The following is a 14,584-nucleotide window of genomic DNA, read 5'->3' as shown; positions in this document are numbered from 1 at the left end:
CGGCGAGCAGACCCAAGGAGCAGAGACCGTGAGCGCCTTCAGAATCCGACGATCGTACGTCATCCTGGCCGCCCTGTGCGTTGCGTGCGGCCTTGCGTGCGCCCGGGCCGTCGCGGCATCGGACGACGCCCCCGGTGAGGCGGCGGCCGCGCCGACGGACCCGGCCGTTCCTCCCGTGCTGACCCTGCGCGAGTGCATCCTGCGCGCCCTGGCCGCCAACAAGGACATCCGCATCGCCGACGTCCAGGTCGACATATCCGAAGCGGCCATCACGGGTGCCGAGGGCGCCTTCGACCTGACCGTGTTCGCCGAGGCCTCGGCAGGGCGCACGGAGGTCCCGGTGGCCGGCGTCCCGCTGGACAGGGTGCGCACGAGGGACAGCGACGTCGTCGTGGGCCTGCGCAAGCGGCTGGTGACCGGGACGGACGTCTCGATGGCCGCCTCCAATGCGTACTCCCGCGACCTGACGGGCCGAAGCGCCCTGAACCCCCTGTACGGGCCCGAAGTGACCCTCGGCATCAGTCAGGACCTCCTGAAGGACTTCGGCGTCGACATCAACCGGACGCACATCGTCCTGGCCGCCAACAACCATCTGGCCTCGCTGGAGGATCGGCGGCAGTCCATCATGGCCAACCTGCTGGAGGTGGAGCAGGTCTACTGGGAGCTGTACTACGCCACCGCCGATCTGGCCGTGCGCGAACAGCAGCGCGCCCGGGCCGAGAGCCTCGTGCGCGTCGCCACCCGGCGCGAACAGGTCGGGCCCGGAACCAAGAAGGACATCTCGCGTGCCGAGGCCAGCGCCGCCGCGCAGTCCGTGGCGATCCTCAACGCGGAGAACCGCGTCCAGCAGCTCCGCCATCGGCTGCTGCGCTTGATGGGGGTGCTGGACGAGCTGTCGGCCGACGTGGAGTTCTCGCTCGGCGAGTTGCCGCCCTACGAGCCGCAGCAGACCTCGCTGGCCGAGGCGATGGCCGTCGCGCGGCGCTTCCGCCCCGACTACCGCCAGGCCGAACTGGCCATCGACAACGCCGAACTGCGCAGCCGGTTCGCCCGGAACCAGACGCTGCCCCGGCTCCAGGCGTTCGTCAGCTACAGCCTGCTGGGCCTGGACGACAGCCTGTCCGGCGGCATCGATCACGTCCGGGACGCCGACTACGACAGCTGGCGGGCCGGCCTGCGGTTCGAAGTGCCGTTCCCCAACCGCACCGCGCGTTCCGAGCAGCGCGTCGCCGCCCTGGAGCGCCGCATCGCCGCCCTGCGCCGCGATGCCGCCCTGGAAACCATCACCCGGGATGTGGCCGACGCCCTGCAGAATCTGCAGACGGCCGAGGGGCGCATCGAGAGCGCCCGGCGCGCGCGTGAACTTGCCCGGGACCTGCTGAACAAGGAGACCCGTGCGTACGAGGTGGGCGACTCCGACAGCACCGACGTGCTGGACGCCCAGGCCGCCCTGGCCAATGCCGAGCGCGACGAGGTCGGTGCCCGCACGGACTACGTGACGGCGCTGGCCGCGCTGTGGGCCGCGCAGGGCGACCTGCTGGAGCGCAAGGGCATCTCGCTGGTCGAGCAGGGCACGTCGTCGGGCGCCGACGGGCGTTGACCCGATCGGCCGACGGGCGTTGACCCCATCGGCCGGCGGACGGCATCCGTGCAATGGCGGCGGGGGTTTGTGCTTGCTTCGGCACCGGATCATTCTGTATGATTCTGCCGTATGTCGTCCCCAACCCCCTTGCCGAGAGGAGCCGCAATGGCAAAGGCCATGACGAAGGCGCAGATCGTGACTGCGCTGGCGGAGAAGACGGAGCTGACCAAGAAGCAGGTGACGGACCTGCTGGAGGCGCAGGCGGACCTGGCCTACAAGCAGGCGAAGAACGGCTTCACGCTGCCCGGGCTCGGCAAGCTGGTCGTCGTGAAGCGCAAGGCCAGGATGGGCCGCAACCCCGCCACGGGGGAGAAGATCCGGATCCCCGCCAAGAAGGCGCTGAAGTTCCGTGTCGCCAAGGCGGCCAAAGACGCGATCATGGGCAAGTAGCCGCCGTACGCGCGAACGCCCGCATCCGATCGAGAAAGAAGCTCCCGCACGGCCGCGACCGCGCGGGAGCTTCTCCTTTGTGCGCTCGGTCTCAGATGACCTTCAGGGCCGCGAGCCATGCCTGCGCCATCAGCGCGTGGCCGGCTGCGCCCGGATGCACGCCATCGTGCGACCACCACCGCGCCTCGCGCAGCGTGCAGGCATTCCGGAACATCTGGTCCATCGGCACCAGCAGCGCCTCGAAGTCCGTCGCCAGCCGGTGGACGGACTCGATCTTCCGGTCCAGGTCCTCCCGCCACGCCGCTCGCTCCGGCATCGAGGGCAGCAGGAACGGCTCGATCAGGACGATGCGCGCGCCGCACTCGTTGCGGACGCGATCCAGAAGGCCGCGATAGTCGGACTCGAACTGCTCCGGCGAGGTCGGCGTGTCGCGCGTGAAGGCGCGGGCCGTGTCGTTGATGCCGATCAGTACGGAGACCCACGTCGGCTTCAGATCGATGCAGTCGCTCTGCCAGCGGGCCTTCAGGTCCACCACGGTGTCGCCGCTGATGCCGCGGTTGATGAACTCCACTTCCTTCTCCGGATTCAGCGCCGAGAACCATGCGGACGCCATCAATGCGTAGCCGCGCCCCATGTCGGCGCCGTTCTTGCGGTCGCGTCCGCAGTCCGTGATGCTGTCGCCCTGGAACAGCACGACGGCCCGCTGCTCGATCAGTCCTGCCATATGCGTCATCCTCTGGTCTGTTGGGGAGTGTGAGTGCGCTTACCGGCCCCGGTGTTCGCGCAGGAACTCCTGCGATCGGCGGCTCCAGTTGGGCTTCTGCCCGCTGTGGCCGCTGAGGGGGTCCACGGCCACCTCTTTGGGCCCCTGCAGCGCGTTGTAGGCAGCGAACACGCCCGACGACGGGCACGTGAGATCCTGGAAGGCCGTCCCGATGAGGGCGGGCACCGTGATCTGTGCTGCGAAGTTGACGGAGTCCACGTAGCGCGCGGCCGTGAGCGTGGCCGGGTCGGGCTCGTTGCCCCTGACGATGACCAGGTGCGGCCAGCCGGGCGCGCGGCCCACCAGGGCCGCCGTCTGGTCGCAGACGCCGGGCGCGTCGGCCGCCACGGCCGTCACCCGGGGGTTGAGCGCCGCCGCCGCCAGCGCCTGGAAGCCGCCCATGCTGTGGCCCGTGGAGACCATGTGGAGGCCGTCCCATTCGGGCTGGGCGGCGACGAACTCGACGGCACGGTGGCACCGCAGGGCCATTTGGCCCATGTAGCTCGTCTCCCGGCTCTCGCGCCCCTGGTGCGTGTAGGCGGCCAGGCGGCCCCGGACGAGGTCCTTGTAGTGCTGCTCGGGCAGGCCGTTCTCAATGTCGTGCGGGTTCATGTTGAAGGCCAGGTAGCCCAGGCGGGCGTAGTTGAGCGCCCAGTTCGGATCCAGGGAGTAGACGCCGGACCACTGGAACCGCACGAGCCCGGGGAACGGCCCGTCGCCGGCCGGCTTGGCCAGGTAGCCGGTCACGATCGTGCCGTCCAGGCCGTCCATGGTGACGCTGAAGACCTCGTAGCCCTCGACGGGCGAGGGCACGGGCGTCAGGACGGGGTTCATCGGCAGGGCGTCCATGCGCGCCTTCCGGGCGTCCCAGAACGCACGGAAGTCGTCGGGGCACGGCAGGGACGGCTCGATACCCTCCGGATGGAAGGCGGCCCCAGTCAGCGCCCGGACAGGATCGCCGTCGTCCGGTTGGTAGGTCACCCGCACCCACAGCACGCAGGACTCCTCCTGCGTGACGGGAACCCGGGCCTGTCCGTCCTCCAGCACGACGCGGCGGCGTTCGCTCTGCCGGAACGCGTTCGTGGACAGCTCCACGTCCACGGGCACTCCGGTGGCCGGCTCGCCCGCCGTCTTCATCTCGATGATGAACGTCGCCGTTTCGCCCCGTTGGTACAGGGCGTCGGCCCGCTCATTCCGGACCGTCAGTTCCACCGTCTGAGCGGCGGCGATTACGACCGGGCAGAGCAGTGCCGCGGCGACCAGCAGCAGAGGCATCGTGGTTCTCCTCATGGGACGGTTCCCTCCTGGGCAGATGACGGGCTACGGCCTGCCGGCCCGTTGACGGCGGCCGATCGACACGGCGGAGTCCGCGCGCCGCCGCAGCCGCCGATGTATACCACGGGCGCGTGGTGGGTTCAATGCGCAGGCCGGCGGCCGGGGGCGATTGTCGCGGCACACGGTTTGCGCATATGACAGTGCACTATTGTGAGTCAACGGCCTGTTCGGGGCCCCGGGTGGCGGGACCCAGCAGGCCGTATGGGCGCGAAAGGGCGTTGCGCATGTATCATTCTGTGTCTGGTGGCCGCGGTCTGGGCGCGCGCCGGCGGGGCCTGTTGTCCGCCGCGATGGTGGCGCTTCTGGCCTGTCTGGTGCCCGTGCGGGCCGGCGAGGCCCCCGAGCCGGACATCCTGTGGAGTTCCTATGCCCGCGGCACCGCGCCGCGGCGCGCGCTTCTGGAGGAGTCCGTGCGGCGCGTGGGCCGCATCCGCACGGACGCGGAGTCCGGAGCCGCCTGGCAGACCGGCGAGGACGTGCGCTGGCTTCTGGGGCATCGCCTGGTCGCCGTGCTCGTCGTCGAGCAGGAGTTGGAGAAGGGGCCGTCCGGGACCTACGCGGGCGCCCTGGCCACGCTGGCCCTCCGGCTGGGGCACAGGCGGCTGCTGCAGCGCCTGCCGGGGTTGCTGAAGGCGGCCAGGACGGATGCGGACCGCCTGCAGGCGCTGCGCGTGCTGAGCGACCTGCGCACGCCCGAGGCGATCCGTGCGCTGCAGGGCTACCTTCAGGCCGAGCACGCGGCGCCCGTGGAGGCGCTGATCTGCGAGGCGGCGCGGGGCCTGGGCCTCGGGCGCGACCCCGCGCACCTGCCCGTGCTGGAGGCTGCCGGGCGCCTGGTGACGTCCCCGGCCGGCCGGACGCAACTGGCGATGGCCCGTTACCGATGCGGTGACCCGGCAGCCTGCGCCGAGCTGGTGGCGGCCACGGGGGACGAGTCGTTGGACATGGACCTCCGGGCGGCCGTCCCGGGCGTTCTGGCCGAGCGGCCGTCGCCGCAGGTCCTGACCGATCTGGCCGCCATGGCGGTGTCGGACCGGCCGCAGATCGCGGACGCGGCCTTCCAGGCGCTCCTGGAGGCGCTGGTGCCGTCGGACGCACAGGCGCCGGCCTCTCAGGACCCTCCCGAGCCCGCTGAGGCGGGGGAGGACGTTCCCGGCGGCGACGGACCGTGGCATGAGGTGACGGCAGAGGAGAAGGCGCGCATCGTCGGCGAACTCCTCCGAGGGGAGGAAGAGCTGCGGTCGCGGCGCTCCCGGGAGGCTGCCGAGGCACAAGAGGGTGGTGTGGGTGAGGCGATGCCCCGTTGAAGGGGGAGGTTCCGTATGCACCGTCTGTTGGGCCAGGAGCGGAGGGGCGGACAGGTTCTCGTGCTGTTTGCCGTCGTCATCATGCTGCTGGCGGCGATCTGTGTGCTGACGATCGACGTCGGCCGGCTTTTCACGTGCAAGGCGCAGCTGCAGAGCGCGGTGGACGCGGCGGCCCTGGCCGGGGCCTCTCAGCTCCTCGGCATTGTGACCGAGGACGAGAAGGCGCTCGCCCTGGCCGAGGCGACCGCGCTGGCCCACGCCAATACCGTCGACGGCGAGCACCTGTCGCTGGGAACCGAGGACATCGAGTTCGGCCACTACGATCCGGCCACTCATGCGTTCATCCCCGAGGCCCAGAGCGGCATCGTCGACAGCGTTCGCGTGACGGGGCGGCGCACGGACGCGTCGCCGGACGGGCCGGTGCCGCTTTCGTTCGGGCCGGTCTTCGGCTGGGAGGATGCGCAGATCGCCGACGTGGTGTCCGTCGGGACGAAGCCTCGCCGCTACGTCGTGTTCACGCTCGATCGGTCCGGCTCCATGTGCTTCGATACCCCCGGGGTGCAGCTCAAGCCCACGGCCCAGGATCCGGACGAACCGCAGATGGACGCGAGTCCGTCGGGCTGGTACTGGGTCCCGCACCAGGCGCGAAGGCGCTCCGGCTATTACTGGTATACGCAGACGGCCTGGTTCGAGGCCCGGGACGATGCCACGGGCGACGTCGTCACCGATTTCCTTCCGGACCATATCAGGAGCCGTCTCAATTCGAATCGCTACTTCAACTTCCGTTCTTCCGATTCTCCGAACACGGTGCAGAGCGGCTGGATCAAGGTGCCGCCCGGCATCACCATCTATGGGCGCTACGCCAGTCCGTGGAACAACTGGCTGGCCAGCACCTACTACGATGTCATCAGCAGCAGCTGCGGTTACGCCACCTCCACGGGGCCTGTCCAGCCCCTGCAGGACACCATGGATGCCGCCTGCGCGTTCGTGGACCTGTTGAGGCCCGTCGACGATGCGGCGGGGCTTGTCACCTACGCATCGCAGTCGGTGACCGATCAGGTCCTGACCAACGACTTCGCCGCGCTGCAGACGAAGCTCCAGGCCCTCACGCCCTGCGGCGGCACGGCCGAGCCGAACGGCATGAGGGGTGCTCTGGACGAACTGATCGACTCCGGGCGGGCGTCGGGCTTCGGGCACAAGGTGATGATCCTGCTCACCGACGGCTGCGCCAACGTGCTCAACGGGAGGACCTATGACAGCACCACGGTGACCTACCAGTTCCTGGGCGAGTCGGTCACCACCGAGATCCATCCGACCGTCGGGGCGGCCATGGCCACGCAGACCCAGCGGGCCAGGAACGGCGGCGTGCGCGTCTACTGCGTGACCTTCGGCAACGACGTGGACACGGACGTCCACCGGGTCATCGCCGAGAAGACCAACGCCGCCCACTACTACTCGGCCGATCACAGCAACCTGACGGACATGTTCCTCGACATCTTCCGCAGGCTGCCGCCGATCATCACCCGCTGAGGGGCCCGGCCGATCGCCGTGCCCGGTGCGTTGAGAGGGGCATCCGAGGGACCTGCGCATTGACGCGCGGCCGCGCAGGGGGTAGCCTCTCCCTTCCGGACCTGTCTGGAAGGAGAAGACGCTTGGACTTCGCTCCCTCCGTCTACGAGCACGCCGCGCGGGTCATCAACCGACGGCCCTGGGACGTCTCCCGCGATCCCGAACTCATGTTCGAGGGGCATGCCGAAGCCTATCGGCTCTACGCGCATCGCCCCATCGTCGTCGGCATCGACATCTACAACCTGGAAGCGGAGGCCCTTGGCGCGACGGTCCGCGATCCGGGCGGCAACGGCCTGCCGGCCGTCACCGAGCATCCGTGCGCCGACCTGGACGCCGTGCGGGCCCTGCGGCTTCCGAACCCGTCTTGCGACGGCCGCCTGCCCATGGTGCTGGAGGTCGGCGCCCGGCTGGCGGCCGAGTTCCCCGAGGCCGACGTGCGGATACCCGTCAGCGGGCCGTTCTCGATCGCCGCCAGCCTGCTGGGGCTCGACCGGCTGCTGATCGGCGTGGCCCTGCAGCCGAAGGAGACACGCGCGGCCCTGCGCCACCTGGTCGACGGCCAGGTGACCTTCTGCGCGAACGTGCGGAGTCGGGGGCTGGACATCGCGTTCTTCGAGTCGGCGGCCGCGCCCCCGCTGCTCTCGCCCAGGTTGTTCCATCAGGTCGTCCTTCCGCCGCTGGCGGACATGATCGAGCGCGCCGCGCACGTGGTCGGCCACCCCGTCCCCTGCATCATCGGGGGGGACACCACGCCGATCCTCGACGACATTCTGTCGACGGGCACGGGCTACGTGATCTGCCCGGCCGAGACCGACCAGGCCGCCTTCATGCGGTGCATGGGAGACCGGACGGACGTGACCGTGCGCGTGAACACTGCGCCCGACGTCGTGGCGTCCGGATCGGTCGAGGAGATCAGGCGCGAGGTCGATCGCATCCTCGCTCTGGCGGCCGGGCGGCCCAACGTGTGTCTGGGCACCGGCGCCCTGCCGTACGAGACGCCGCCGGAGAGCGTCTTGTGGATTCGCAACTACGTGGCGGAGCTGGCAGCGGCAGGCATGTGAGTGCCGCTGCGGCCCGCCCCATGGAGGTTGGGAGGCAGGACGATGGCGAAGCAGGAGGCGGTGCTGCCCGTGCGCGCGTTCATGCTGCACATGTCCCACTACGACCCCAACTGGGTCAAGCGCAAGCCCCGGGAGAAGCCCATCGACGTCGACCTGGCCCTGGAGGTGATCGACGCGATGGCTCAGGTCGACATGAACCTGCTCGTCATCGACATCGCCGACGGGGTCCGGTTCAAGTCGCATCCCGAGCTGGCGCGGCCCTACTCGGTGCCCATGGCGACTCTGAGCAGGATCGCGGGGTGCGCCCGGAAGAGGGGCATCGAGGTGGTGCCGAAGCTCAACTTCGCCGGCAGCGGCCTCAACCAGCACACGCACTGGATGCGGCCGTACCATCGGCCCTTCGACGGCGAGGGCTTCTGGCGGCGTGCCTTCCTGCTGATCGACGAGGCCATCGACGCCTGCAAGCCGGCGCGCTACTTCCACATCGGGATGGACGAGGACCACTGGCATTCGCTGCGGCAGTACGCCGAGACCATCAACGTGCTGGACGCGGGCCTCAAGGAGCGCGGCCTGCGCACCATCATGTGGAAGGACTGCCAGGACTACTCCAGCGCCGAGGCCCACGTGGAGAAGTCGCGGGCATCGGAGGGCAAGATCGCCAGGGACGTCATCCAGGTTCCGTGGGGCTACGCCCGGGTCAAGGCCGAGGAGGTCCGGCGGCTGCGGCGCAAGCGCTTCGAGGTCTGGGGGGCGCCGGGACGCGAGCCCGACAACCTGCGCGGGTGGCGCGACGCCCTGCTGCGTTACGGGGGCACCGGCATCCTGGTCACCCAGTGGATCCCGTGTCGCCCGACGAACCGCAAGCGGCTCCTGACGGCCATTCGGGAACTCGGCCCCCTCTGCCGCGGCGGCTGACGGGCGTCTTCTGCCGGCGCTTGGCTTGGGGGCGCGGCCCGGGGTAACATGGTCGCTCTCCCACCTTGGGGCCGCACCATCCGTCGTGCCTTCGGGAAGAGAACCCACCGCAATGGCCGGAACGCATGCAACGCTGATCGGTTCGGAACTGGCCGTCAACGCCGGGGCCGTGGCGGCGACCGCCGCTCTGCTGGACGAGGGCGCCACGGTCCCGTTTATCGCCCGCTACCGCAAGGAGGCCACGGGCTCCCTCGACGAGGTCGCCATCGCCGCCATCCGCGATCGCCTGCAGCAGTTGCGTGACCTCGACAAGCGCCGGGACGCGGTGCTGAAGTCCGTCCAGGAGCAGGGCAAGCTCACGGACCGGTTGAGGGAGAGCTTCGCCGCAGCCGCCACGCTGGCCGACCTGGAGGACCTGTATCTGCCCTACAGGCCCAAGCGGCGCACACGCGCACAGATGGCCCGCCAGAGAGGGCTGGAGCCTCTGGCCGACCTCCTTCTCCTGCAGCAGGACGGGGCCGACCCCGTCCGCGAAGCCGGCGCCTTTGTGGATGCGGAGAAGGGCGTCGAGTCGGCCGAGGAGGCGCTGGCCGGCGCGCGTGACATCATCGCCGAGCGCGTGAGCGAGGACGGGGACGCCCGCGCGCAGATGCGCGAGCTGTTCAAGGCGAAGGCCACCATCCGTTCCCGCGTGGTCAGCGGCAAGGAGAAGGAAGGCGCGAAGTTCAGGGACTACTACGAGTGGGAAGAACCCGCCGCCCGGGCGGCCGGCCACCGTGTGCTGGCTATGCGCAGGGGAGAGGAGGAAGGCTTCCTCTACCTGCGGATCGCCCCGCCCGAGGAGGAGGCCCTGGACCTGCTCTGCCGGCTGTTCGTCAGGGGGCGCAGTCCGTGCGCCGAGCAGGTGCGGGCCGCCGTGGAGGACGGCTACAAACGCCTCCTGTCGCTCTCGATGGAAACGGAGATGCGCCTGGCTACGAAGAAGGCGGCCGATGCCGAGGCGATCCGGGTCTTTGCTGACAACCTGCGGCAGCTCCTGCTGGCCCCGCCACTCGGGCCGAAGCGCATCCTGGCCATCGATCCGGGCTTCCGCACCGGGTGCAAGGTCGCCTGCCTGGACGCCCAGGGCCGCCTGATTCACCATGAGACGATCTTCCCGCATTCGGGCGACCGGCAGCGCGCGGAGGCGGCCCTCACCCTGAATGCCCTCTGCGAGCGGTTCGGCACGGAGGCCATCGCCGTGGGCAACGGCACGGCCGGACGCGAGACGGAGGCGTTCGTGCGCTCTGCGGGACTGCGCGGCGACATCCTCGTCGCCATGGTCGACGAGAGCGGGGCGTCGGTCTACTCCGCCTCCGAAGTCGCTCGGGAGGAGTTCCCCGACCTGGACCTGACTGTGCGCGGCACGGTCTCGATCGGGCGACGCATGCTGGACCCTCTGTCGGAACTCGTCAAGATCGACCCCAAATCCGTGGGCGTCGGCCAGTATCAGCACGACGTGGACCAGGCGGCCCTGCGCCAGAGCCTGCAGGACGTGGTCGTCCACTGCGTCAACAGCGTCGGGGTGGACGTGAATACCGCGAGCAGGCAGCTCCTGACCTACGTGTCCGGCCTGGGGCCGAAACTGGCGCAGACCATCGTCGACGTGCGCAATCAGCGCGGCCCGTTCCGCTCCCGTCGCGAACTCCAGGACGTGCCCGGCGTCGGCCCGAAGACCTATCAGCAGGCCGCCGGCTTCCTGCGCATCCGCGACGCGGACGACCCGCTGGACGGCAGCGCCGTGCATCCCGACAGCTACCACGTCGTGGAGGCCATGGCTCGGGACCTCGACTGCTCGGTCCGCGACCTGATGGCCGACCCCGGACTGCGCGCCCGCATCGTGCCGGAGCATTACGTCGGCGACGGCATCGGGATGCCGACGCTGCGCGACATCCTCGAGGAGCTGGCCAGGCCGGGGCGGGACCCGCGCAAGGCCTTCGAGCCGTTCCAGTTCGCCGACGTGCGGACGCTCGAGGACCTGCGCCCGGGCATGCGGCTGCCCGGCATCGTGACGAACATCACGAACTTCGGGGCCTTTGTCGACGTCGGCGTGCATCAGGACGGGCTGGTCCACGTCAGCGAGCTGGCCGATCGGTTCGTCCGTCTGCCCGCCGAGGTCGTGAAGCTGCGACAGGCCGTGACCGTCACGGTGCTGGACGTGGACCAGGAACGCCGGCGCATCGCGCTCTCGATGCGGAGCAACCCGGAGCCGGGGCGGCAGAAGCGCCCCGGTGGACCGAAGCAGAAGGGCGGAAGCGGCACCGACGGCCGCCGGGCCGACGGCGCTTCCGACGGTGCCAGCAGCCGGCCGTTCAGGGACCTGCTCGGAGGATTGCGCGGCTGACGCGCCGCGACCCGCCCCAATCCGCCGCAACTCCCGTCCTGTCGGCCCCCTCTCGCCTTCGCATCCCCGCGGGCGCGTGTGACGACCGGCCTGCGTGCGGCTGCCCGGCCACGCGAAGCGGGTGCCACGCACGGGTCCGGATATTCCGTATTGCCAAGAGGGGGGCGGAACGCCTATCATAACGCCGCCCGGCCGGTTCTCCGGCGGCCGGTGTGTGCGACGGGGCGTGGAGGGTCATCTCAGGAGGCTGCATGCGGCGCATCCTGCTCTCGATGTTCTTCCTCTCGGGCTTCTGCGCGCTCGTCTACCAGGTGGTCTGGGTTCGCCAGATGAGCCTGGTGTTCGGTGTGACCAGTCTGGCGGTGGCCACCGTGCTCAGCTCCTTCATGGGCGGGCTGGCGCTCGGGAGCTGGGGCGGCGGGCGCGTGGTCGACCGGGTGGACTCGCCGTTGCGGCTGTTCGGCCTGCTGGAGATCGGCATCGGGGCCTATGCGCTCCTGTTCCCGGTGCTCCTCATGGGGATGCGCGGGCTGTTCATCCTCATGTACCGCCAGTGGGAGATGAGCTTCTACGTCTTCAGTATCCTCCGTTTCGCGCTCGCCTTCATGACGCTCATCGTCCCGACGGTCCTGATGGGCGCCACCCTGCCGGTTCTGGCCAGGGCGCTCGTCCGGCGGGTGGACCATGTCGCGTCGGATCTGGGGCGGCTGTACGCGGCCAACAACTGCGGTGCCGTGGCGGGCGCGCTGGCGGCCGGGTTCGTGCTGATCCAGGCGCTCGGGGTGCGGGGGAGTTCGCTGCTGGCCGCCGCCGTCAGCATCGGGGTCGGGGTGGCGGCGTTCGCGGTCGGAGCGCTCGGTCGGGAAGGCCGTGAGGAGCCTTCGGGCCGGCCGACGCCCTCTGCCGAGGCGGCCTCCGCCCCCTCGGGGGTCCGGTATCCGCACTACGCGGTGGTGCTGGCCCTGGCCGTGTTCGGGATCGAGGGCTTCACGTCGCTTGCGTATGAGGTCGTCTGGACGCGCATCCTGGCGGGCATGGGAAGCGTGGTCTCGGTCTACGCGTTCAGCCTGGTGGCCGCCACGTCGGTGGCCGGCCTGGCGCTGGGCAGTCTTTTGATGGTTCGTGTGATCGACCGCTGCCGGGACCCCTTCCTGTGGCTCGCGGGCATCGAGTTCGCCATCGGGCTGTCGGCCCTCGCCCTTCTGCCGCTGTTCAAGGTCTCGCCCTATCGCGTGATGATGCTGCTCGGCCTTCCAGGTGCATGGGTTGCAGATGTGGCCGCCACGGCGCTGTGGCTGATGGTGCTGATGCTGGCGCCGACGACGCTGATGGGGATGACGTTTCCCGTTGTCGGCCGCATCTACGCGAACGACCTGTCGCAACTCGGGCGTCGGGTCGGCCGCATCGGCTTCCTGGACACGATTGGCTCGCTCTTCGGGGCCTTTGCCGGCGGCTTCATCCTCGTGCCGCTTCTGGGCATGCGGGCGAGCGTCCTGGCCGTGGTCGCCGTCAACCTGGTTCTCGGCCTTGCCGTGCTTCTGGCGCACCCGCACCTCGCGCGGTCCCGCCGGCTGGCCTGGGCGACGGCCGCCCTGTTGCCGGCGCTCGTCCTCTACGCGGTGATCCCGCGGCAGCACCTCTATGTGCCGAGTCGCTACATGCGCGACCGCGTCACCGAGGTGATCCACTACGACGAGGGGACCGAGGCGACCGTGTGGGTCTGCCAGTGGTTCGAAGGCTATCGGTCGCTCGTGGTCGATGCGCGCGACGTGGCCGGGTCGGAGCGGACCGTGAAGACGAACCAGATCGCGCAGGCGGCGCTTCCGCTGCTGCTCTACGAGTCGATGCACGGGCGGATGCCGAAGCGTGCCCTGCAGATCGGCCTCGGCAGCGGGCACTCCAGCAGAGTCCTGAGTTCGCTGGACGACCTGGAGCAGATCCACTGCGTGGAACTGAACCCGAGCATCCGCGATGCGGCCCGCGACTGCTTCGCCGATCTGAACGAAGGCGTGTTCGAGGACCCCCGGTTCCGGCTTGTCTTCCAGGATGCCCGCACCTTCGTGCTGGCCGAGGATGCCCGCTACGACCTGATCACGAACGACGCGTTCCATCCGATCGTCGCCGGCTGTGCCGGGCTCTACAGCCGGGACTTCTTCGCGTTGTGCCGGCAGCGGCTGGCCGAGGACGGCATCATGTCCGTCTGGATGCCCCTGTGGCACCTCTCGGTCGATGACCTCCGGATGATGGCCCGCAGCTTCCGCGAGGTGTTCCCGCACGCCACGCTCTGGTATGTGCCCAACAGCCCCACCCGCCACGCCGTGCTCATCGGCACGCCGGGGCGGCTGCGGATCGACCTGGAGCGGTTCTGTGCGCGCGTCTCGGACCCCGCTCTCCAGCAGCATCTGGCGACCGTCGACATCGGCGACCCGTACGTGCTCCTGAGCAGCCTGTTGATGGACGAGTTTGCGCTGGAGCGTTTCTGCCGCGAGGCGCGCGTCAACAGCGACAACCACCCCCTGCTGGAGTACTCCGCCCCGCGCATGGCCCGCCGGGGCCATCAGACCACGGTCAGGGAAGTGGTCTTCGCCATGGCGCAGGGGCGCCGTTCCATCCTGCCGTACCTCACAGGATTGGGCGCGACGCCTGACCGTGTGGCGGCGGTCGAGGAGCGGGCCTCGCTGCACTACGAGGTCGCCGGCCATCTCCTGCACGGGTTCCTCCTGTTCGAGGACGGGCATCGGAGCGAGGCGCGCCGCCTGGCCGAGCGGGCCTACGCCCTGGATCCCGACGGCCCGAGCACCCGGCTGCTGCTGGCTCGGTGCCGGTGCTGGGACGCCCATGAGCTGGCGAGCCTGGGACGCTTCGACGACGGCATCCGCATGTGTCGCGAAGCGATCGCCCTCCGGCCGGACCATCTGGCGGCCTACATGCAGTCGGCGAAGATCCACGCCAGCCGCCGGCAGTACGGAGAGGCCATCAGCGCCCTTCAGGCGGCGTTGGAGAAGGCCCCGCGCTATCTTGCCGGCCGCCTCTTCCTGTCCCAGATCCTCTACGCCGACGGCCGCACGGACGAGGCGCGCACCGAACTGCAGCGCCTGCTGGAGGACGTGCCCGACAGTGCATTCGTGCGGCGCAGCCTGCAGATGCTTCGCTGACGCCGCGCCGAACGCGCCCGGGGGCCGTGCGCCCGCCCTTGAATCGTGCTCCTCAGCGGTTAGG

Annotated in this window: 10 protein-coding genes; 8 read left to right on the top strand and 2 right to left on the bottom strand. The window is 69.9% G+C overall.

Going from position 1 to position 14,584, the window contains the following annotated elements:
• Window positions 1-28 precede the first annotated feature (28 nt).
• The gene (locus GXY85_06540) at window positions 29-1,600 is read left to right on the top strand and encodes a TolC family protein (protein NLW50487.1); all 1,572 of its coding nucleotides are present in this window, start codon (window positions 29-31) and stop codon (window positions 1,598-1,600) included.
• 147 nt (window positions 1,601-1,747) lie between these two features.
• Window positions 1,748-2,032: an HU family DNA-binding protein gene (locus GXY85_06535; protein NLW50486.1), complete on the top strand. Its 285-nt coding sequence runs from the start codon at window positions 1,748-1,750 to the stop codon at window positions 2,030-2,032.
• A gap of 91 nt (window positions 2,033-2,123) precedes the next feature.
• On the opposite strand, the gene GXY85_06530 is transcribed toward GXY85_06535, so the two are convergent.
• A complete protein-coding gene (locus GXY85_06530; protein NLW50485.1) occupies window positions 2,124-2,756 on the bottom strand; it encodes an SGNH/GDSL hydrolase family protein in 633 nt (210 codons plus the stop codon).
• A 39-nt stretch (window positions 2,757-2,795) separates the two neighbouring features.
• Window positions 2,796-4,085 carry an acetylxylan esterase gene (locus tag GXY85_06525; GenBank protein ID NLW50484.1) on the bottom strand — a complete coding sequence of 430 codons (1,290 nt, stop codon included), beginning with the start codon at window positions 4,083-4,085 and terminating at the stop codon, window positions 2,796-2,798.
• A gap of 323 nt (window positions 4,086-4,408) precedes the next feature.
• On the opposite strand from GXY85_06525, the gene GXY85_06520 reads away from it, so the two are divergent.
• The 6 genes from GXY85_06520 to GXY85_06495 all read left to right on the top strand — a co-directional run bounded on the left by GXY85_06520 (window position 4,409) and on the right by GXY85_06495 (window position 14,520).
• Window positions 4,409-5,437 carry a hypothetical protein gene (locus tag GXY85_06520; GenBank protein ID NLW50483.1) on the top strand — a complete coding sequence of 343 codons (1,029 nt, stop codon included), beginning with the start codon at window positions 4,409-4,411 and terminating at the stop codon, window positions 5,435-5,437.
• A gap of 15 nt (window positions 5,438-5,452) precedes the next feature.
• Window positions 5,453-6,967 (top strand): VWA domain-containing protein, encoded by a 1,515-nt coding sequence (locus GXY85_06515; GenBank protein NLW50482.1) that lies wholly within the window; start codon window positions 5,453-5,455, stop codon window positions 6,965-6,967.
• A 122-nt stretch (window positions 6,968-7,089) separates the two neighbouring features.
• On the top strand, window positions 7,090-8,067 hold the full coding sequence (locus GXY85_06510) for a hypothetical protein (protein ID NLW50481.1): 978 nt from the start codon (window positions 7,090-7,092) through the stop codon (window positions 8,065-8,067).
• Window positions 8,068-8,109: 42 nt separating this feature from the next.
• The gene (locus GXY85_06505; GenBank protein ID NLW50480.1) at window positions 8,110-8,982 is read left to right on the top strand and encodes a hypothetical protein; all 873 of its coding nucleotides are present in this window, start codon (window positions 8,110-8,112) and stop codon (window positions 8,980-8,982) included.
• A 112-nt stretch (window positions 8,983-9,094) separates the two neighbouring features.
• Complete coding sequence (locus GXY85_06500) at window positions 9,095-11,365, top strand: RNA-binding transcriptional accessory protein (protein NLW50479.1); 2,271 nt, start codon at window positions 9,095-9,097, stop codon at window positions 11,363-11,365.
• A gap of 251 nt (window positions 11,366-11,616) precedes the next feature.
• On the top strand, window positions 11,617-14,520 hold the full coding sequence (locus GXY85_06495) for a fused MFS/spermidine synthase (GenBank protein ID NLW50478.1): 2,904 nt from the start codon (window positions 11,617-11,619) through the stop codon (window positions 14,518-14,520).
• The last annotated feature ends 64 nt before the right edge of the window (window positions 14,521-14,584 follow it).

The organism is Candidatus Brocadiaceae bacterium (assembly GCA_012728835.1).
GTDB lineage: Bacteria > Planctomycetota > Brocadiia > SM23-32 > SM23-32 > JAAYEJ01.
The sequence above is the reverse complement of the archived record's forward strand: the minus strand, read 5'-3'. Positions and strand labels throughout refer to the sequence as shown.

What these genes read in the sequence shown, in the direction of transcription:
- GXY85_06535 (NLW50486.1), top strand. Translation starts at nt 1,748, where the DNA reads ATGGCAAAGGCCATGACGAAGGCGCAGATCGTGACTGCGCTGGCGGAG.
- GXY85_06530 (NLW50485.1), bottom strand. Translation starts at nt 2,756, where the DNA reads ATGGCAGGACTGATCGAGCAGCGGGCCGTCGTGCTGTTCCAGGGCGAC.
- GXY85_06525 (NLW50484.1), bottom strand. Translation starts at nt 4,085, where the DNA reads ATGAGGAGAACCACGATGCCTCTGCTGCTGGTCGCCGCGGCACTGCTC.
- GXY85_06515 (NLW50482.1), top strand. Translation starts at nt 5,453, where the DNA reads ATGCACCGTCTGTTGGGCCAGGAGCGGAGGGGCGGACAGGTTCTCGTG.
- GXY85_06505 (NLW50480.1), top strand. Translation starts at nt 8,110, where the DNA reads ATGGCGAAGCAGGAGGCGGTGCTGCCCGTGCGCGCGTTCATGCTGCAC.
- GXY85_06500 (NLW50479.1), top strand. Translation starts at nt 9,095, where the DNA reads ATGGCCGGAACGCATGCAACGCTGATCGGTTCGGAACTGGCCGTCAAC.
- GXY85_06495 (NLW50478.1), top strand. Translation starts at nt 11,617, where the DNA reads ATGCGGCGCATCCTGCTCTCGATGTTCTTCCTCTCGGGCTTCTGCGCG.